Origin of the sequence: Enterobacter sp. NFIX58 (assembly GCF_900110475.1) — a bacterium.
In the GTDB taxonomy this organism is placed as follows: Bacteria; Pseudomonadota; Gammaproteobacteria; order Enterobacterales; family Enterobacteriaceae; genus Enterobacter; species Enterobacter quasiroggenkampii.
The window spans coordinates 302,263-322,774 of the sequence record NZ_FODW01000001.1; the positions used below are offsets into that span (position 1 = coordinate 302,263).

Sequence of the window (20,512 nt, forward strand, 5' to 3'; positions counted from 1 at the left end):
GATGTGTTCGCAGAAGACGAACCCAAAAAACAATAATTTAGTTTATTGCGTAATGATGCAAATAGTCTGAATATCGACTCTGCGCTTTTGTACTCTTTAATAAATACACATCAGCAATATAGCACTGAGGAACGACCTCGGAATTTTTATAAATAATGCCTGGTGTCCCTATGATGAATAACATGACGTCTCACAAATACTGGTCGTGGATCGGCGTTTTTACCGTGTCGATTCTGTTCTGGAGTCAGCTCATCTGGCTGGCGCTCCACTAAATTGTAAAACCTCGCTACGGCGGGGTTTTTTGTTTCCCCGCGCTGGACCAATCCTAAATTTATCAATTTGGGTTGTTATCAAAACGTTACGACATCTTTGTGTTATCTTTAATTACGGCCCTGATGATTGTCAGGGCATCTCTGTGATTAAGGAGGAGCTTATGTCGTTAACCCTACGCGAAGCCAGTAAGGACACATTACAGGCAGAAAATAAAACCTGGCATTACTACAGCCTGCCGCTGGCTGCCAGAACGCTTGGGGACATTTCGCGTTTACCCAAGTCATTGAAAGTTTTACTGGAAAACCTCTTGCGCTGGCAGGACGGTGACTCTGTCACGCTTGATGATATCCAGGCGCTGGCAGGGTGGCTTGAGAAGGCCCATGCCGACAGAGAAATCGCTTACCGCCCGGCAAGGGTGCTGATGCAGGACTTTACCGGTGTTCCGGCCGTGGTTGATTTGGCCGCGATGCGTGAAGCCGTTAAGCGTCTCGGCGGGGATACGGCAAAAGTTAACCCGCTTTCCCCGGTTGACCTCGTCATTGACCACTCCGTCACCGTTGACCACTTCGGTGATGATGACGCCTTTGGCGAAAACGTGCGTCTGGAGATGGAGCGTAACCACGAGCGCTATGTATTTCTGAAGTGGGGACAGCAGGCGTTCAGTCGGTTTAGCGTGGTCCCGCCAGGCACCGGTATTTGCCACCAGGTGAACCTTGAATATCTGGGTAAAGCCGTCTGGAGCGAATTGCAGGATAAAGAGTGGGTCGCTTATCCGGACACGCTGGTGGGCACGGATTCGCATACCACCATGATCAACGGTCTGGGCGTGCTGGGCTGGGGCGTCGGGGGTATTGAAGCGGAAGCCGCCATGCTCGGCCAGCCGGTATCCATGCTTATCCCGGATGTGGTGGGCTTCAAGCTGACCGGAAAGCTGTCTGAAGGCATTACTGCCACCGATCTGGTACTGACCGTCACCCAGATGCTGCGTAAGCATGGCGTGGTGGGCAAGTTTGTTGAATTCTACGGTGATGGTCTGGATTCGCTGCCGCTGGCCGACCGCGCCACCATTGCCAATATGGCGCCGGAATACGGTGCCACCTGCGGCTTTTTCCCCATTGACGACGTCACGCTGGAGTACATGCGCCTTAGCGGCCGCAGCGAAGAGCAGGTCGCGCTGGTGGAAGCGTACACCAAAGCGCAGGGCATGTGGCGCAATCCGGGCGATGAGCCTGTTTTCACCAGCACGCTTGAACTCGATATGGGAAGCGTCGAAGCGAGCCTCGCGGGGCCGAAACGTCCGCAGGATCGGGTTGCGTTGTCTGACGTGCCGAAAGCGTTTGCCGCCAGCAATGCCCTGGAAGTGAACGTGGCGCAGAAAGACCATCGTCCCGTCGACTATGTTCTGAACGGGCATCAGTATCAGCTTCCGGATGGCGCGGTTGTTATTGCCGCCATTACCTCCTGCACCAACACGTCCAACCCCAGCGTATTGATGGCAGCCGGTCTGCTGGCTAAAAAGGCGGTCGAGCTTGGGTTAAAACCTCAGCCGTGGGTTAAGGCCTCGCTGGCCCCGGGATCCAAAGTGGTGTCGGATTACCTGGCTCAGGCCAAACTGACGCCGTACCTGGACGAGCTGGGCTTTAACCTCGTGGGCTACGGCTGTACGACCTGTATTGGTAACTCCGGGCCACTGCCTGAACCCATCGAAACGGCGATCAAGCAGGGTGACCTGACGGTAGGCGCCGTTCTTTCCGGTAACCGAAACTTTGAAGGGCGCATTCACCCGCTGGTAAAAACCAACTGGCTTGCTTCGCCGCCGCTGGTCGTGGCGTACGCTCTCGCGGGGAACATGAATATCAATCTGGTGACCGATCCGATTGGCCACGATCGCAAGAATGACCCTGTCTATCTGAAAGATATCTGGCCATCCTCTCGAGAAATCGCGCTGGCCGTTGAGAAGGTCTCTACCGAGATGTTCCGCAAAGAGTACGCGGAAGTCTTTGAAGGCACGCCGGAATGGAAAGCCATCAATGTTGCAGGTTCGGATACCTATGGCTGGCAGGATGACTCGACCTATATTCGTCTGTCGCCGTTCTTTGATGAGATGCAGGCCGAGCCCGCGCCGCTTAAGGATATCCACGGCGCGCGAATCCTGGCCATGCTGGGGGATTCCGTCACGACGGACCATATCTCTCCGGCGGGGAGCATCAAAGCCGATAGCCCGGCAGGCCGTTACCTGCAAAGCCGGGGTGTCGAACGCCGCGATTTTAACTCTTATGGCTCGCGCCGCGGTAACCATGAAGTCATGATGCGCGGGACCTTTGCCAACATCCGCATTCGTAACGAAATGGTGCCGGGTGTGGAAGGGGGCATGACGCGTCATCTGCCTGGAACAGAAGTCGTGTCGATCTATGATGCGGCCGTTAAATACCAACAGGAAGGGACGCCGCTGGCGGTGATTGCCGGGAAAGAGTACGGTTCCGGCTCCAGCCGCGACTGGGCGGCGAAAGGTCCGCGCCTGCTTGGCGTTCGGGTGGTCATCGCCGAATCGTTCGAACGTATTCACCGTTCGAATCTGATCGGCATGGGGATCCTGCCGCTTGAGTTCCCGCAGGGCGTGACGCGTAAAACGCTGGGCCTGACCGGGGAAGAGCAGATTGACATTAGCGGCCTGCAAAACCTGCAGCCGGGTAAAACGGTGCCGGTAACGTTAACGCGGGCAGACGGGAAAACCGAGGTGCTGGATTGCCGGTGCCGTATTGATACGGCAACCGAGCTGACCTACTACCAGAACGACGGCATTTTACATTACGTGATTCGTAAGATGCTGGATTGATGAACGAGCCCGGCACGCGTGCCGGGCTTTTTACATCATTCTTTCAGCAGATGGCCCATTTTGGCGGCTTTGGTATCAAGGTAGTGGGCATTTTTCGGGTTACGGCCGACAATCAGCGGTACGCGTTCAACGATGTTGATCCCGGCTTCGGTCAGGATCTCCACTTTTTTCGGGTTATTGGTCAACAGACGTACTTCGTCCACGCCCAGCAGCTTGAACATATCAGCGCACAGGGTGAAATCACGTTCGTCAGCGGCAAAACCGAGCTGATGGTTCGCTTCAACCGTATCGTAGCCCTGGTCCTGAAGCGCGTAGGCGCGAATTTTATTCAGCAAACCAATATTACGCCCTTCCTGACGGTGATAAAGCAGCACGCCGCGGCCTTCTTCAGCAATATGAGAAAGGGCTGCTTCCAGCTGGAAACCGCAGTCACAGCGCAGGCTGAACAACGCATCGCCGGTGAGACACTCTGAATGGACGCGGGACAGCACCGGTGTCTGCCCTGAAATGTCGCCATACACCAGTGCGACATGATCCTGTCCGGTTGCCAGTTCTTCAAAACCCACCATCAGGAAATCGCCCCATGGGGTTGGCAGTTTGGCTTCTGCCACACGTTTAAGCTGCATGTGATTCTCCAGAGTAGGCTGACACGTTTCGTGCCTGTGCCCTGTTTTGCTTTCTGTATCAGTTTATTTTGCCACAAGCTCAGCATGTTCGCCTAATGGGCACCATGCTATATGAACGTTAAACGCACGATCCGACATCTCCACCAGGTGAATAAATTTCAGTTATGATTGTGACGCTTAGCGAAAAAGGAGAAGACATGCATTCAATCGCCAGACGTACGGCAGCAGGTGCGGCCATTTTACTGATTATGCCTTTGGCCGTATGGCTTTCCGGGTGGATGTGGCAGCCCGGGCAGAACGCCACGTGGTTGAAAACGTTATACTGGATTACGGAAACGGTCACCCAGCCCTGGGGAATTATTACCCACGTTCTCCTCTGCGCCTGGTTTCTGTGGTGCCTGCGCTTTCGTCTGCGCGCCGCGCTGATGCTCTTTGCGATCCTCGGTGGCGCTATCCTTATCGGTCAGGGCGTAAAATCCTGGGTGAAAGATCGCGTTCAGGAGCCGCGTCCTTTTGTCGTCTGGCTGGAAAAAACGCACCATGTTCCGGTGGATGAGTTCTACACTTTAAAGCGTAAAGATCGCGGCGCGCTGGTCAAAGAACAGCTTGCGGAACAGCAAGATATCCCGAAATTCTTGCGAAAACACTGGCAGAAAGAGACCGGGTTCGCGTTTCCTTCTGGCCATACCATGTTTGCCGCCAGCTGGGCGCTGCTGGGGGTTGGGCTGCTTTGGCCAAGACGCCGTACGGTCACTATCGTGATTCTGCTGGTCTGGGCGACGGCGGTCATGGGCAGCCGCTTAATGCTGGGGATGCACTGGCCACGGGATCTGGTTGTTGCCACGCTCATCTCGTGGCTGCTGGTGATGCTGGCGACCTGGCTGGCTGAACGATTCTGCGGCCCGCTAACGCCACCGCCGGAAGAGAAAGAAGAAATAGCCGAAAGGGACCAAACGGACGCCTGACGGTTGATATTCCGCATTTTGCCCATAGATCCATGACGTGCGCGTCACTTTTTCCGTTTCGCGCCCGTCACTAAAATGGTAGTTTATAAGGCTGATTGCGTTAAGTTGAACACACTTTATTCGCTTGAACCACATAACGGGAAGTAATGTGAAATATTTACTCATTTTCTTACTGGTATTGGCGATTTTTGTCATTTCAGTCACATTGGGTGCACAAAACGATCAGCAGGTGACGTTTAACTATCTGCTGGCTCAGGGTGAATACCGTGTGTCGAGCCTGCTCGCGGTCTTATTTGCTGCAGGCTTTGCCATTGGCTGGCTGGTTTGCGGTTTGTTCTGGTTAAAAGTCCGTGTTTCGCTTGCGCGCGCAGAACGTAAAATCAAACGACTCGAACATCACATTGCGCCTGCGTCCGACATGCCGGAAAGCTCTGGCGTGCCGGTCGTGAAGGAATAATCGACGATGCTGGAGTTGTTGTTTCTGCTTTTGCCTGTCGCCGCAGCCTATGGCTGGTATATGGGCCGCAGAAGTGCGCAACAAACAAAACAGGATGAGGCCAACCGACTCTCCCGCGACTACGTTGCGGGGGTCAACTTCCTCCTGAGCAATCAGCAGGACAAAGCGGTGGACCTGTTCCTCGACATGCTGAAAGAGGATACGGGGACCGTTGAAGCGCATCTTACCCTGGGTAACCTGTTCCGCTCGCGCGGCGAGGTTGACCGCGCCATTCGTATTCACCAGACCCTGATGGAAAGCGCCTCGCTGACCTACGATCAACGACTCCTGGCCGTACAACAGCTGGGACGAGATTACATGGCCGCGGGGTTGTACGATCGCGCTGAAGATATGTTCGCTCAACTGGTGGATGAAACAGATTTCCGCATCGGCGCGTTGCAGCAGCTCCTGCAGATTTATCAGGCCACCAGCGACTGGCAAAAAGCCATTGATACGGCCGAACGTCTGGTGAAGCTGGGTAAAGATAAGCAGCGCGTTGAGATAGCCCATTTCTACTGTGAACTTGCCCTTCAGCAGATGGGCAACGACGACATGGATAAAGCCATGACGTTGCTGAAGAAAGGTGCCGCCGCGGACCGCAACAGCGCCCGTATCTCTATCATGATGGGGCGCGTCTTTATGGCGAATGGCGACTACGCCAAAGCCGTTGAAAGCCTGCTGCGGGTTATCGATCAGGACAAAGAGCTGGTCAGTGAAACGCTGGAGATGCTGCAAACCTGCTATCAACAGCTGGACAAGCAGGAAGAATGGGTGGCGTTCCTGCGTCGCTGCGTGGAAGAGAATACCGGCGCAACCGCGGAACTGATGCTCGCTGACGTTGTTGAGCAGTATGAGGGTGGCGACACCGCGCAAGTGTATATCACCCGACAGCTTCAGCGTCATCCGACGATGCGGGTCTTCCATAAGCTGATGGATTACCACCTGAACGACGCGGAAGAAGGGCGCGCCAAAGAGAGCCTGATGGTGCTGCGCGACATGGTTGGCGAACAGGTGCGCAGCAAGCCGCGCTACCGTTGCCAGAAGTGTGGTTTTACCGCCTATACCCTCTATTGGCATTGTCCTTCATGCCGGGCCTGGTCAACCATCAAGCCAATCCGCGGCCTGGACGGGCAGTGATTTTTTAAAAGCCTTCATTTTAGTTACAACATACTGATAGCTTTTAGCACTTTCTCAACACCGTGCGGTTTGCCAGCCTGGCAGGGACATAAATGGCTTCTGTCAATTTGCGGCGGCGGCAGGTAGAATGCTGGCCGTTTATCTGTTCCGCGCCGCTGCGCGCCCATAGACGAAAAGGGCTGGTCATGACGTCTGTTACATCCTCCACTTCCCGCGTAATTACGGATTCTCCTGTTGTTGTTGCGCTTGATTACAATAAGCGTGACGCTGCACTGGCGTTTGTCGACGGTATCGACCCTCGCGGCTGCCGTCTGAAAGTTGGCAAAGAGATGTTCACGCTGTTTGGACCGCAAATCGTTCGCGATCTGCAACAGCGCGGCTTTGACGTTTTCCTCGACCTCAAATTCCATGATATTCCGAATACCACGGCCCACGCCGTTGCTGCAGCCGCAGAGCTGGGTGTATGGATGGTCAACGTCCATGCGTCGGGTGGGGCAAGAATGATGACCGCCGCCCGTGAGGCGCTCCTGCCGTTCGGTAAGGACGCGCCGCTGCTGATCGCCGTCACCGTGCTGACCAGCATGGACGAAAGTGATTTACGCGACCTCGGCGTGACGCTGTCACCTGCGGAACATGCTGAACGTCTCGCCCGTCTGACGCAGCAGTGCGGCCTGGATGGTGTTGTCTGCTCCGCGCAGGAAGCGGTACGTTTCAAATCAGTACTGGGCCAGGATTTTAAACTCGTCACGCCAGGGATTCGCCCTGCGGGCAGCGATGTGGGCGATCAGCGCCGCATTATGACGCCTGAGCAGGCGCTGGCAGCGGGCGTTGACTATATGGTTATCGGGCGTCCGGTGACGCAGTCTGCAAACCCGGCTGAGACGCTTAAGGCTATCAATGCATCGCTGAACAAGGGGGCGTAATGACCGATTCCAACAGCCGTCTGGTCTACTCAACCGATTCCGGGCGGATAGACGAACCGAAAGCCAAAGTGGAGCGTCCAAAGGGAGACGGTATCGTTCGGATTCAGCGTCAAACCAGCGGACGTAAGGGGAAAGGGGTCTGCCTTATCTCCGGCATTGATCTGGATGATGCAGAACTGACTAAGCTGGCTGCCGAGCTGAAAAAGAAGTGTGGCTGCGGCGGGGCCGTAAAGGACGGGGTTATTGAAATCCAGGGTGATAAACGTGATTTAATAAAATCACTGCTGGAAGCCAAAGGCATGAAAGTTAAACTGGCAGGCGGCTAAAATAAATGAGCCACGGCAAATGCCGTGGCTCGTGTTATATACGTGCGTATGTCAGACCTGAAATGCGTTTAAATATCGCAATATCGAGGAAGGCTTAGATAATAATTATTTGCCAACCTGGTGACCGATAATACCACCGACAGCAGCGCCACCTAATGTACCCAGCGTACTACCATCCGTTAATACTGCACCACCGAGAGCACCGGCACCGGCACCAATCGCGGTGTTACGGTCACGTTTAGACCAGTTAGAGCATGCGCTCAGGGACATTGCTACAGTGATTGCCAGAACAGCGGCGGCTAATTTTTTGCTGGTTAAGGTCATAATACTTTCTCCTGAATTATCGATTCACGGAAAGATGTACACGTTAAGTATAGACGAATCGAATACTTAATTCTTTTCCCCGTGAAAGCTGGTCGCGCAGGCGTTACTTCATCACGCAGGTGATAGTCACTTCCTGTTATATCGCTAACAGTAATTTTACGACTTTAGGGCAGGTTATACAGGTAAAAACTCTTAAAGCAGGGTTAAGAATCATCTCAGAGAAAGAACATGCGCGCCCGAAATTCGGGCGCGGAGGGAAATCAGGCGCTGGTTTCAATAATATTGACGATCAGACCGCTCTCTTCGAGTTTATTGCGATGCGCTTCGCTCAAACGGTCATCGGTAATCACGCGGCTAAAGCGTGAAGCGGGACCCATCGTGTAAGGATGAACGGCACCAAATTTAGAGCTGTCGGTGAGCACAATGGCTTCGCACTCTTTTTCCAGTACGGCATTGACCACGTCAGAGCGCATCATATCCCGGCCGGTAAAACCTGTCTCCGGCTGCCAGCCGTCAATCCCGATAAAGGCCTTACTGAAATGAACCTGCTGGACGTACTGACGGGTCAGCGGGCCAACCATGCTTTCGCTTTTTTTCTGATAAATACCGCCCAGCAGAATCACCTCGCAGCGCGTCTCTTTAAGCAGATGCGCGATATAGCTACTGACGGTGATGATGGTAACGTCTTTTTGATCGGCAAGTGTTCGCGCCAGAAGGGCATTACTGCTGCCGTTTTCAATAAAGACGGTCTCACCGTTGTTCACCAGGGAGGCAGCAAATTCCGCCAGTTCACGTTTGAGCGCGTAGTTGTTCATCATGCGCGTCTCAACGTCATCACTGTCCAGCGGGACCGCATAGCCGTGCGCGCGACGCAGGTAGCTCTGTTTTTCCAGCAGATTAAGATCCTGACGGATGGTGACTTCAGAAACGCCAGTGGTTTTCGCGAGATCGACTACGCTTACGCGTCCCTGATCGATGACCATCTGCAAAATGAGTTGTTGTCGGGAATTCATAGCATCCATTTAATAAAGCGAAACGAGGTCGGAAACGGTGGGCGTTAAACTTCCCACGGCGCTTTTGGCTGTCTGTTTTCGGGCGCAGCGTCAGCGCCATGCTGAGCAAGAAGTTCAGACTTCAGGATCTCAAGATTACGGATAGCAGAGTGATAATCGCCCGCCACCAGGATATCCAGCACGGTATCAATTCGTTGTGCTACAGCTTGTGCGTCAATCGTAGACATAATCTCACCCCAGGCGCGAAAAGTTAATATTTTCAATGATGCAGAAATTGGGTTCAAAAGAGAAGGGAAAAAATGCAATAACTAAATTACATAAACGGAAGTGATAAAATTATTCCCCCTCATACAGCGGGCTTATTGAGTGGATTAGTCTAAAACTGCGCGCAACGCGCTTTTTTATAGGAGGAAGTAGACTATGACAGTTATCAATCAGCCTACCTGTACACTGTTTACCGATACTGAACGGTTCACCCAGCTGTCAGGGTATTACGAGGCGGAGCGACATACCGTCTGGATGATGTTACGGGCTCAGCCACGGCCTTGCTTCAACCATGCGTTGATAGAGGAGATCATGAATTTTTCATGGCTCGTCCGCCAGTCTGGTTTTGCGGTTGATTTTTGGGTGACCGGATCGCTGGTTCCCGAAATGTATAACGCGGGCGGTGACCTGCAGTTCTTCGTTGAGTGCATTCAGCACGGTCGACGTGAAGCGTTACGGGCCTATGCGCGCGCCTGCGTTGATTGCGTGCATGCGGCCTCGCGGGGATTTGATACGGGGGCCATCTCTCTGGCCATGGTCGAAGGCAGCGCGTTAGGGGGCGGGTTTGAGGCCGCTCTTGCGCACCATTTCGTTCTGGCTCAGCGCGACGCCCGCTTAGGTTTCCCCGAAATTGCCTTTAACCTGTTTCCGGGCATGGGGGGATATTCCCTGGTTGCACGCCGTTCAGGCATGAAGCTGGCAGAGGAGCTCATCTACAAAGGGGAGTCCCATACGGCGGAATGGTACGAACAGCACGGCCTGGTGGATCTCCTGTTTGAACCCGGACAAAGCTATGTCTCCACCCGAACCTTCATCGACACGCTACGGCCAAAACTGAATGGCGTGAGGGCGATGCTGCGCGCCCGGACGCGCGTTCTGCAATTGCCGCGCAGTGAACTGATGGACATCACGGAGGACTGGGTAGACGCGGCTTTCTGCCTTGAACCGAAAGATATCGCCTATATGGAGCGTCTGGTGATGCTGCAAAACCGCCATCACGCGGCGGGCTTGCGTAAAGCCAGTTAATGCTGTTTTCGCGCCTGATAGCGTTTTAGCCATCGCTCGAATGCGGCAGCGGGCATCGGCTTAGCAAACAGAAAACCCTGCCGTTCGTTGACGCCGTTCTTGGTCAGAAAGGCGTCTTCTTTTGCATTTTCGACCCCTTCGGCAATCACCTGCAGGTTTAACGCCTGCGCCACCGCGACGATGGCGCGCACCAGTGACTGGGAGATGGACTGCTTATGAATATCCCTGACAAACGATTGATCGAGTTTTATGGCGTCAATAGGGAAGCGGGCCAGCTGCGAAAGGGAGGAGTAGCCGGTACCAAAATCGTCGAGATGAATTTGCGCCCCCAGCCTGCTGAACTGCTGGATCACGGAGAGCGCCAGCTCTTCGTTCTCGATAAGACAGCTTTCGGTTAATTCGACGTCCACCGGGCAGTATTCAAAGTTAAGATCCTTCAGTGCCTGCTTTAAGTCACTAAAGATAGTCTGGTCGGCCAGCTGACGCGCAGAGACGTTCACGGCCACGCGCAGGTTTATTCCCTTATCGCGCCATTTTGCCACCTGGCGAACCACATCGAGCATCACCCAGCGGCCCAGCGGCACGATCAACCCCGACTCCTCGGCATAAGAGATAAACTCCAGCGGTGGGATCAAACCGCGTTCGGGTGATTGCCAGCGTACCAGCGCTTCCAGGCTTCTGACCTCGCCGCGCCAGGTGATTTTTGGCTGGTAGTGGATCAAGAGCTGATCGTTATCCAGCGCTTTACGCAGGTTGGTATCCAGCCAGAGATACTCAAACACGCGTTGGTTCATCTCGGGCGAGAAGACGCAGAACTTGCCCCGGCCGTTCTCTTTGGCGGTGTACATGGCGGTATCGGCGTTACGAATGACGCTTTCCCGGTCGTTGCCATGCTGCGGGGCGAGGGCGATGCCCAGGGAACAGCCGGTGTAAATTTCAATCAGACCGATTCGGAACGGCTGGCGCAGGCGGGTTAAAATGCGCGACGCCATCGCTTCCAGAGAGCCCTGAGAGGTATTGGTGGCCATGACGATAAACTCATCACCGCCAAGTCGTGCCAGCACCTGTTCCTCATCCAGACAGCTCAAAATGGCGAGCGCGACAGCCTGTAACAGCTGATCGCCAAACATATGCCCGTAAGCGTCGTTGACCTTTTTAAAGTTGTCCAGATCGAGATACACCACGCCAACCTGCGTGTCGCCGCGGTGAGTGATGGCGTCAGAAATCAGGTCATGGATTGCATTGCGGTTTGGCAAGCCAGTGATGGTATCGGTATTGGCCAGCACGCGCAGCCGTTCCTGAGCGCGGCGTTCCTCGGTAATATCGGTACCGGAACAGATAAGGAAAATTTCATTTTTACCGCTGCCGCTGTGAACGAATTTGTTTCTGAACAGAAACAGTCGTTGCCCTTTACGCGTTTTGATCCAGCGCTCGACTTCGTAGGAACTGCCGTTGCGGAAGAAACCGGAAATATTGCGCTTTGAGGCTGCCGCTTCGCTTCGGCTCATAAACAGCTTAAACACGTTCTGGCCAATCACTTCCTGCTCTTTCAGGCCGGTATATTCTTCGCTTAGTCGGTTAAAGCGCTGAATATTGCCGTTCTGATCGAGGATCACAATGACGGAGTTAGCCTCTGAAACGACCTGTTCCGCGAAAGAGAGTCCCTGAGCCAGGTCGCGCGCCACGGAGGGGGTATCATGCCAGGCGGAAGCGGTACCGGCCCACTCGTTACGGGTAATTTTCCGCCCAACAAGGTGAACCGGGAGGTCTTCCCCGAATAACGAGAGCGTCATGGAAATGCTGGAGGTAATCACGGTTAAGTGACGGATAAGATCGGCCTGATCGTCGTCCAGCGCAATCACCTGAGTGACATCGGCATTTTCACTGGCGGCAAGGTGCAGAGCATTGCTGTCAGCTGACAAACGCCACCATGGGCTGTGAGTCCCCATGTAGCGAAACAGCAAATTCTGCTCCAGATCGTCCATCATGTTTTCTCCCGCAGCTGTTCATTAGCGCACAAATTATTCATTTGCAGTCGACTTTTCCGTTGAGAAACAGCGGTAAAACCGAAGTGAACTTATTGTTTTTCCCTGATTTCTGATAATAAAACGAGTCAGGTTAAAAAGGATACTGGGCGTATAAAAATTCACGTAACCGAATATAACAACACTCTTTTACTGTAGATAATTATGGCGAATTTGGACGAAGGGAGACTGAAAATAGTAAGAAAAAATAATGCTTTTGTGGCGGGGGTAAAAAGAAAAATTGTCGGCCCTTCCGGAAAGGAAGTGACCGACAATTGAACAGGTTATCAGGCGACAGGACGCGCGATAATACTGCGGGTTTCCATACGGACTTCAGCAATGGTGACGTCAATCACGTCGGTGACTTTGTAAACTGTTTCACCTTTAATTTGCACCGTACCGTTTTCCTGACTACAGACCATTTCATCGCGCACAGCATGCAGGAATGGCGCAGGAATAAACGCGACAGCACCGTTATCGACCAGACGGACGCGCATCCCTCCGCGGCTGATATCGATGATTTCTGCGGCGAAACGGGTATCCGTACCGGCTTTATTCTGCAGGAAGCGTGCGTACAGCCAGTCGCCAACGTCACGTTCCGCCATGCGGTTCAGACGACGGCGATCGGCCATCTGCAGCGTGGTGTCTTCCTGAGGACGGGCAACGGTTTCGCCTTTGATAATCGCTTTCAGCAGACGGTGGTTAACCATATCGCCATACTTACGGATCGGTGACGTCCAGGTCGCGTAGGCTTCGAGGCCGAGACCAAAGTGCGGGCCAGGCTCGGTGCTGATTTCTGCGAAGGACTGGAAGCGACGAATGCGGCTGTCCAGGAAGCCCGATGGCTGCGCGTCCAGTTCGCGGCGAAGCTTGCAGAAGCCCGGCAGCGTGAGCACTTCTTCCGGATCGACGTGCACGTCGTGATTCTTCAGCAGGGCTGCCAGCGCTTCGGTATTCGCCGGATCAAAGCCGGTATGAACGTTGTAAATGCCAAAGCCCAGCTTGTCGCGCAGCACGCGTGCGGCACAGATGTTGGCGGAGATCATCGCCTCTTCAACGATGCGGTTCGCAATGCGTCGCGGTTCGGCCACGATATCCAGCACTTCGCCTTTCTCACCCAGAACAAAGCGATAATCCGGGCGATCTTTGAACACCAGCGCATGGGTTTGACGCCACTCGCCGCGGTTCAGACAGATGCGATGCAGCAGACGGATCTGCGCGGCAATGGCGTCTGATTCAGGTTTCCAGCTACCGGTATTTTCCAGCCAGTCGGAGACGTTATCGTAGGCCAGCTTGGCTTTCGACTCGATGGTGGCGGCAAAGAACTCGATATCGTCTTCAATCGCGCCATCCGCAGCAATGGTCATGCGGCAGGCAAGGACCGGACGCACTTCATTCGGACGCAGCGAGCAGAGATCGTCTGACAATTCGCGCGGCAGCATTGGGATGTTGAAGCCCGGCAGGTAGTTCGTGAACGCACGGATTTTCGCCGTTTCGTCAAGCTTACTGCCTTCAACAATCCAGGCGGTGGGATCGGCAATGGCAACGGTCAGGTGCAGTTTGCCGTCGGCACTCTCTTCAGCGTAGAGCGCATCGTCCATATCTTCGGTGCTGGCGCTGTCGATGGTGACAAACTCCAGCGCGGTAAGATCGCGACGCGTCAGACCTTCGTCCTGCATCTCGGTTGCCACGCCGTTCGGCGCTTCTTTTTCAAGATTGTGGCGTGCCAGCGTGACCCACCATGGCACGAAATGATCGGCGCCAAAGGTAATGAACTGGGTCAGTTCCGCATAGAAACCGCGATCGCCTTTCAGAGGATGACGGCGCATTTCTGCTACGGCCCAGTCACCTTCTTTAAAATCATGCTCAACACCACGGGCGGCGCGGCAGGGAATGGCATCTTTCAGCAGAGGATGATCCGGCACGATAGAAAGACGATCGTCTTTTCGCTGCACCTTACCCACAAAACGGGTCAGGAACGGTTCGATCAGTTCTTCCGGTTCGGCGGACTCGCGATCCTTCTCGGTATGAATGACGGCCATGACGCGATCGCCATGCATCACTTTCTTCATCTGCGGTGGCGGAATGAAGTAGCTTTTCTGCGCGTCAACTTCAAGGAAGCCAAAGCCCTTTTCCGTGGCTTTTACGACCCCTTCTGCACGCGGCGTCTGGGAATGCAGTTGCTGTTTAAGCTGCGCTAGCAGCGGGTTGTCCTGAAACATAATGTTCTATTTTCGTAGCCATTGAGCGGCTGACAGTTTTACGCGATTCTCACTGTCTCAGCAAGCGGTCTTTGGGTAATGAGTGTGGTTATTCCTCTTTACCAAACGCCACTTTCAGACGATTGAGCCAGCCATCAAACGCACTTTGGGTAAGCAGCGTGATGGCATATTCGCCCTGGAGTCCTTGATCCGTGAGCGGGGTAAACTGCGCGGCGCTGAAGCGGTCTGGAGAGCGGGTCAGCAGTTCGACCGCTGCCGAAAGTGCGGGGGAGGTCTGCGGGGTCTCCGCGCGGCTGTTTAACAGGATTTCTCCGGTCAGGTCGAGCAGCGTCGGCTCATGACAAAGCACCGGCGTCAACGCCTCGAGCGCGGGTTCGGACTGCCAGCGGGACAGGGACTCCAGCTGATGCGCATTCGCGTAGCGCAGCTCGACGAGGGGTAAAAGCGGCATCCACGCATCGTGGCTCGCGGGAAGCGTGTGCGGCTGAATATGATGCCCCGGCAACCAGCGAACAGGATGTCCCAACAGGGCCTGGAAAATCGCGACCACGCGCGCCTGAAAACCGATAAAGCCGATAATCTGGTTAATCACCACGATGTCGTACGTGGACAGGCCCACCTCATCAAGCTGGTTCCGGGCTTTATCATCAATGACATCAGGAGAGCTGGCGAGCTGGCGGGCATACTGGGTGATTTGCGCCAGGCGGCGGTTGCTTTCGCGCGAGGAGTCCGGGCCGGGAAGCGGGGCGAGGAGGGCGGCGTAGTGGTTACAGAGCCGCTGAACGCCGCAGGCCTGAGCGACCGTTAACGCGGTACTGAGCCGATCGTAAGCGCTGAGCGTATGCAGTCGGTTCACGGGAATTGAGAGTGGAAACAGCTGGTGGCATAAGGCTCTGGCAGGAGTAAGCCAGCCAGAACAGGCGGCGACAATCTCATCAGGCAGGGCTAAATCGAGCAAAAAACGATCGTCGACGTTAGCGGCTTCGGGCACCAGGGGCAGAACATCCGTCTGCGCGTGGTTTGACTGGGTTTCATGATACCAGTGGCCTTTGCCGGAAAAACGGCGTTGTTCCATGTGCGTTCCTTGATCTCAAAATGGCGATCAATATCCTGGCGTAAGGCAGATAAAGGGAAAAATATTGTTAGGTGATAACAAATAGCAGAACGGAATAACGAAGGGGTGACGCGGGGGGAAATACTCTCTTCCCGGGCGGGAAGAGAGTCACAACTTATTTAATTTCCAGCTCGTTCATTGCAGCGATGTTGAAGCCGCCGTCAACGTGAACCACTTCGCCGGAGATACCTGCGGAAAGGTCAGAGCACAGGAATGCTGCAGAGTTACCCACATCTTCAATGGTAACGGTACGACGAATCGGGGTAACCGCTTCGCAGTGTGCCAGCATTTTACGGAAATCTTTAATACCGGAAGCGGCAAGGGTGCGGATAGGACCCGCAGAGATGGCGTTAACACGCACGCCTTCAGGACCCATTGCGTTCGCCATGTAGCGTACGTTGGCTTCCAGAGACGCTTTAGCCAGACCCATAACGTTGTAGTTAGGGATAGCACGTTCAGCGCCCAGGTAGGACAGGGTCAGCAGGGCTGCGCCCGGGTTCAGCATCGCGCGGCAGGATTTCGCCATCGCAACGAAGCTGTAGGAGCTGATGTCGTGCGCGATTTTGAAGCCATCACGGGTTACCGCGTTCACGTAGTCGCCGTCCAGCTGGTCGCCAGGAGCGAAGCCGATGGAGTGAACGAAACCGTCGAATTTCGGCCATGCTTTTGCCAGTTCAGCAAACATGCCGTCGATGCTTTCGTCTTGTGCAACGTCACATTCCAGAACAATGCTGGAACCCAGCTGCGCGGCAAACTCTTCAACACGGCCTTTCAGCTTGTCGTTCTGGTAGGTGAACGCCAGCTCAGCGCCTTCGCGATGCATTGCCTGTGCGATGCCGTATGCGATGGACAGTTTGCTGGCAACGCCAGTCACCAGAATGCGCTTACCGGAAAGAAAACCCATAGCTTTAATCCTTATATTCATTGCTTATTTTGCCTTGTAATTCATAGCGTTACAGGCAGTATTTCAAAATCATTCGAAATTAGCTCGAAATTATAGCCCACTCACAGCCCCTTGTGTCACGATATTTCTCGCACTTCTCCGAAGTCGCATGTCCCGAAGAATGCGTCGCGGACACGCGGGGGCGCGAAATTTCAGCATTCGTCCAGTATATCACCCGGCAACAGCTTCGCCTCATCCAACCAGCGAGGAGGCGCGATCCCGCAAGGGTGTTCACGCTTTCCTGATGTTGCCGATGAAGCGCGCAATAACGATAAAGAAAACCGGTACGAAGAAGATCGCGAGAAGCGTACCGCTAATCATGCCGCCAAATACGCCGGTACCGATGGCATGCTGCGTACTGTCGCTTGCACCACTGGCCAGCATCAGAGGAACAACCCCTAAGGTAAAGGCTAACGATGTCATCAGAATGGGGCGCAGGCGCTGACTGGCGGCATGAATGGTCGCCGCCAGCAGGGGTTGCCCTTCGCGATGCAGCTGCCTGGCAAACTCCACAATCAGAATGGCGTTCTTGGCCGACAGGCCGATAAGCGTAATCAGACCGACCTTAAAGAACACGTCATTGGTCATACCGGCAACAAACACCGCTATCACCGCGCCGATAAGGCCAAGTGGAACAACCAGCATGACCGCAAAAGGAATAGACCAGCTCTCATACAGGGCGGCGAGCACCATAAACACGACCAGTATCGACAGGGCGATCAGGCCCGGAAGCTGCGATTCCGATTTTTTCTCCTGCAACGAACTCCCGGCCCACTCACCCGCCATGCCCTGAGGCAGGCTCCTGGACAAACCCTCCATGATCTTCATTGCGGTGCCGCTGGATACGCCTGACGCCGCACTTCCGGTAATCCGTATAGCAGAATAACCCTGGTAGCGCGTCAACTGCTGCGGCGCAACGTTCCAGGAGATCGTCGCAAACGTTGATACCGGCACCATCTCACCCATCCGGTTTTTCACTGATAGTTTCAGTATCTGTTCAGGCTGCATTCGGTAGGGGGCATCGGCCTGCATAATCACCTGTTGAACGCGGCCGTTATTCGTATAGTCGTTGACGTAATTTGAGCCCAGGGTGACGGAAAGCGTCTGGTTGATTTCATCGAATGAGACGCCCATCGCTTCCGCCTTTTCCCGGTCAACCAGGAGCGCAAGGCTGGTTCCTTCTGGCAGACCGTCTATATAGACATCACTGAGTTCAGGGCGTTGATTAGCCTGCAGAACCAGCGCGTCGGCGGCCCTCTTCAGAGCCTCATAGCCCGCTCCCGCTCTGTCCTGAACGTACCAGGTGAAGCCCGAGGAGGTGCCCATATCCGAAATGGCCGGCGGGAGCAGGCTCATTGTGACGGCATCAGTGACGTTCGTCATGCTGGCCTGTATGTGGTCGGCTTCATCCTGAGCCGTCGAGCCCTGCCGATTTTTCCAGTCCTTCAGCGTGGTGAAGGCCATGGCCGAATTCGGTCCTGAACCTGAAAAGCCAAACCCCAGGATCATAATGTTGCTTTCTATGTCCGGCCGGGCCGCAATTTCCGCTTCAAATTTTTTAACCACGTTGAGGGTGCGCTGCATCGTGGCGTCAGAAGGCAGCTGGATAGAGGACATAAAGTAGCCCTGATCTTCGTCCGGCAGAAAAGACGACGGTAACGAAGACAATCCAACAAATAGCGCCGTACAAAGCGCAACGTACAGGAGCAGCATACGCCCGGTTCGCTTCAGAACGGCACCCAGCCCGGCTTCGTAACAGACGGTGAGCAAACGGAAGCGCGCGTTAAACCTGGCCGCGAACCTTCCACTTCCGCTCTTTCCTGCCTTGTGCGGCTTGAGTAACGTTGCGCACAGGGCAGGTGTTAGCGTCAGGGCCAGAAACGCGGACAGCAGTATGGAGACCGCCATAGAAATACAAAATTGTCGATAGATAATCCCGACCGAACCCTCAGCAAACCCCATGGGGATAAAGACGGCAGTCAGCACCAGCGTGATGCCGATAATCGCCGGGGTGATCTCCTGCATGGCCTGCCGGGTAGCGTCCCGTGGGGAGAGGCTTTTTTCCGCCATCAGTCGTTCGACGTTCTCCACAACCACAATGGCATCATCAACGATAATCCCTATCGCCAACACCATGCCGAACATCGTCAGAATATTGATGGAGTATCCGCTCAATAACATCACCGTGAAGGTGCCAAGAAGTGCGACGGGAGCAACAATCGCCGGGATAAGCGTACAGCGTATCTTATGCAGAAACAGAAGCATCACCAGGAAGACCAGGACCATCGCTTCTACAAAGGTCTGAACCACCTTCATGATAGACAGTTTCACAAACGGCGCGGTATCGAAGGGAACCGTAAACGTCATTCCTTCCGGTAATACCTGGGAAAGCTCGTCGATGCGCGCGCGTACGCCTGAAGCCGTACTCATTGCGTTGGCACCCGGCGAGAGCTGGATTGCCGCAGCCGTTGCGGGCACGCCATTTTCGCGGATACCGAAAGCGTAACTTTGCAGGCCGGACTCAACGCGCGCGACGTCGGACAGTTTCAGCCTCGCGCCCGATGCATCTGATTTCAGGGTAATGTTTCTGAACGCCTCTACCGAAGTGAGTTGCCCCTTCACGGTGATGGGATATGTTACGCCTTGTCCCGCAGATGCTGGCTCATCTCCCGTTTTGCCGGGCGAAACCAGGGCATTTTGCTGGCCAACAGCAGTAAGCACATCGCTCACCGAAAGGCCGTAGCTGTGGAGCTTCATCGGATCCAACCAGATACGCAGCGCTTTTTCGCCGCCAAACAGCTGAACTTTCCCTACGCCGGGCACGCGACGAAGCTCGTCACTGACGTTTCGGGCAAAATAGTCGCTTAAGTCGGCTTCCTCGAATTGACCGCTGGTGGACTTCAGCCCCACCATCATTAAAAAACCAGAATTAGCGGCCTCGACGTTAATGCCGTTTTGTCTTAACGCCTGAGGAAGACGAGGCTCGACGATCTTTATCTGATTCTGCAGATCCATCTGTGCCAGCTTGATGTCCGTGCCGGGTTTAAACGTGACGGTAATCGATGCCGAACCGGTTGTGTCGCTGGATGATTCGAAGTAGAGCAAATTATCTACGCCAGAGATTTCGCGTTCGATTAACGATATCACCGACGTATTCATGATATCGGGGCTGGCCCCCGGGTAACTGACGGAAATAATGATGCCTGGCGGAGCCACCGCCGGATACTGCGCCACCGGCAAACGAGGAATAGACAGGAGACCCGTCAGGACGATAAACAGCGCCACAACCCAGGCGAAAATGGGACGTTCGATAAAAAAATGAGGCATTGGGTTATTTTTGTGCAAAAGAGTGAGGCAGAGACTCTACCGCGCACCTGTTTAGCGGAAGTGGGCGGTTTATGGAGGCCGTGTGGAGCAAGGGCTCAGATCATTCTCATAATGAGGTACAGCGGTGCTCCACCAAAAAAAATGATCAAATAACATTCATAGTAAAAGATCAGATCCTCAATATCGGGCATCGCGTTTAACAGCACGGTGAACGTAATAATGAGATAAACAAAAATCACCATCAGCCAGAAGGCGATGATAAGTAGCTCAATGAACGCGCCGGCTTTATTTTGTATGACCAGAAAAACCACTGACAATGCGATGCAGCCATAGATAAGGGGTGAAGAGAGCAGCGTCGAGGCGACTTTCTCATCCATTCTGTGTACCAGCACCAGCCAGGTATAAAGTAATCCCCACGACAGCAGCAGAAACAGGAAATATATGCCCAGTTTTTTAGGAGAAAAATATTTAGAAAGTTCCATGTTCATTACTTCAGCCAACTTCATAAAATCTTTAAGAAACAGTGGTAATTTGCAGCGCGCAATGCACAACGCGTTATGCCTCATTAGCGATTTTGAACGGACATTGTCGAGTCTTTATTGACTGAATGTGTAGGCTGTGTGGAGAAATAACCGGGCATTTAAATCAACCGGGAAATTTTCGTGACTACGGC

18 protein-coding genes are annotated in these 20,512 nt (G+C 54.1%); 8 read left to right on the top strand and 10 right to left on the bottom strand.

The genetic code is table 11. From position 1 onward, the window contains the following. The first annotated feature begins 173 nt into the window (after positions 1–173). Complete coding sequence (gene ymiC, locus BMW97_RS24260; protein WP_032623144.1) at positions 174–272, top strand: small membrane protein YmiC; 99 nt, start codon at positions 174–176, stop codon at positions 270–272. 161 nt (positions 273–433) lie between these two features. Next, positions 434–3,109, top strand: coding sequence for an aconitate hydratase AcnA (acnA, locus tag BMW97_RS01535; RefSeq protein WP_032674926.1), 2,676 nt, complete (start codon positions 434–436; stop codon positions 3,107–3,109). 35 nt (positions 3,110–3,144) lie between these two features. Here the strand turns inward: acnA and ribA are convergent, their stop codons facing one another. Further along, positions 3,145–3,735: a GTP cyclohydrolase II gene (gene ribA, locus BMW97_RS01540; RefSeq protein ID WP_008501210.1), complete on the bottom strand. Its 591-nt coding sequence runs from the start codon at positions 3,733–3,735 to the stop codon at positions 3,145–3,147. Positions 3,736–3,932: 197 nt separating this feature from the next. On the opposite strand from ribA, the gene pgpB reads away from it, so the two are divergent. From pgpB to yciH, 5 genes are all read left to right on the top strand, one after another. Continuing rightward, positions 3,933–4,700: a phosphatidylglycerophosphatase B gene (pgpB, locus tag BMW97_RS01545; protein WP_032674925.1), complete on the top strand. Its 768-nt coding sequence runs from the start codon at positions 3,933–3,935 to the stop codon at positions 4,698–4,700. Between the two features lie 148 nt (positions 4,701–4,848). Further along, the gene (locus tag BMW97_RS01555) at positions 4,849–5,157 is read left to right on the top strand and encodes a LapA family protein (protein ID WP_008501212.1); all 309 of its coding nucleotides are present in this window, start codon (positions 4,849–4,851) and stop codon (positions 5,155–5,157) included. Positions 5,158–5,163: 6 nt separating this feature from the next. Continuing rightward, the gene (lapB, locus tag BMW97_RS01560; RefSeq protein WP_063621868.1) at positions 5,164–6,333 is read left to right on the top strand and encodes a lipopolysaccharide assembly protein LapB; all 1,170 of its coding nucleotides are present in this window, start codon (positions 5,164–5,166) and stop codon (positions 6,331–6,333) included. A gap of 185 nt (positions 6,334–6,518) precedes the next feature. After that, a complete protein-coding gene (pyrF, locus tag BMW97_RS01565; protein WP_045908886.1) occupies positions 6,519–7,256 on the top strand; it encodes an orotidine-5'-phosphate decarboxylase in 738 nt (245 codons plus the stop codon). Then, a complete protein-coding gene (gene yciH / locus BMW97_RS01570; RefSeq protein WP_045908885.1) occupies positions 7,256–7,582 on the top strand; it encodes a stress response translation initiation inhibitor YciH in 327 nt (108 codons plus the stop codon). The genes pyrF and yciH overlap by 1 nt, the downstream gene beginning before the upstream one ends. Before the next feature lie 105 nt (positions 7,583–7,687). Here yciH and osmB read toward each other — a convergent pair whose 3' ends face one another. The 3 genes from osmB to BMW97_RS01585 form a co-directional block, all read right to left on the bottom strand. Next, on the bottom strand, positions 7,688–7,906 hold the full coding sequence (gene osmB / locus BMW97_RS01575) for an osmotically-inducible lipoprotein OsmB (protein WP_008501216.1): 219 nt from the start codon (positions 7,904–7,906) through the stop codon (positions 7,688–7,690). Positions 7,907–8,166: 260 nt separating this feature from the next. Beyond that, positions 8,167–8,919 carry a DNA-binding transcriptional regulator YciT gene (locus tag BMW97_RS01580; RefSeq protein ID WP_045908884.1) on the bottom strand — a complete coding sequence of 251 codons (753 nt, stop codon included), beginning with the start codon at positions 8,917–8,919 and terminating at the stop codon, positions 8,167–8,169. A gap of 44 nt (positions 8,920–8,963) precedes the next feature. Next, positions 8,964–9,146, bottom strand: a complete 183-nt coding sequence (locus BMW97_RS01585; protein ID WP_045908883.1) for a YciZ family protein — start codon at positions 9,144–9,146, stop codon at positions 8,964–8,966. A gap of 193 nt (positions 9,147–9,339) precedes the next feature. Between BMW97_RS01585 and BMW97_RS01590 the strand changes: the two genes are divergently transcribed. After that, positions 9,340–10,209 carry a crotonase/enoyl-CoA hydratase family protein gene (locus tag BMW97_RS01590; protein WP_032674921.1) on the top strand — a complete coding sequence of 290 codons (870 nt, stop codon included), beginning with the start codon at positions 9,340–9,342 and terminating at the stop codon, positions 10,207–10,209. Here BMW97_RS01590 and pdeR read toward each other — a convergent pair. The 6 genes from pdeR to BMW97_RS01620 all read right to left on the bottom strand — a co-directional run bounded on the left by pdeR (position 10,206) and on the right by BMW97_RS01620 (position 20,321). Next, positions 10,206–12,197, bottom strand: coding sequence for a cyclic di-GMP phosphodiesterase (pdeR, locus tag BMW97_RS01595; protein ID WP_045908882.1), 1,992 nt, complete (start codon positions 12,195–12,197; stop codon positions 10,206–10,208). The genes BMW97_RS01590 and pdeR overlap by 4 nt on opposite strands. A gap of 323 nt (positions 12,198–12,520) precedes the next feature. After that, positions 12,521–14,455 carry an exoribonuclease II gene (locus BMW97_RS01600; RefSeq protein ID WP_090392421.1) on the bottom strand — a complete coding sequence of 645 codons (1,935 nt, stop codon included), beginning with the start codon at positions 14,453–14,455 and terminating at the stop codon, positions 12,521–12,523. 88 nt (positions 14,456–14,543) lie between these two features. Next, positions 14,544–15,530, bottom strand: a complete 987-nt coding sequence (locus BMW97_RS01605) for a CMD domain-containing protein (RefSeq protein WP_090392422.1) — start codon at positions 15,528–15,530, stop codon at positions 14,544–14,546. A gap of 154 nt (positions 15,531–15,684) precedes the next feature. Continuing rightward, a complete protein-coding gene (gene fabI, locus BMW97_RS01610; RefSeq protein ID WP_003856831.1) occupies positions 15,685–16,473 on the bottom strand; it encodes an enoyl-ACP reductase FabI in 789 nt (262 codons plus the stop codon). 270 nt (positions 16,474–16,743) lie between these two features. Then, positions 16,744–19,839, bottom strand: coding sequence for a multidrug efflux RND transporter permease subunit (locus BMW97_RS01615; RefSeq protein ID WP_045909002.1), 3,096 nt, complete (start codon positions 19,837–19,839; stop codon positions 16,744–16,746). A 95-nt stretch (positions 19,840–19,934) separates the two neighbouring features. Next, positions 19,935–20,321 carry a colistin resistant protein CrrC gene (locus BMW97_RS01620; RefSeq protein ID WP_044597947.1) on the bottom strand — a complete coding sequence of 129 codons (387 nt, stop codon included), beginning with the start codon at positions 20,319–20,321 and terminating at the stop codon, positions 19,935–19,937. Positions 20,322–20,512 lie beyond the last annotated feature (191 nt).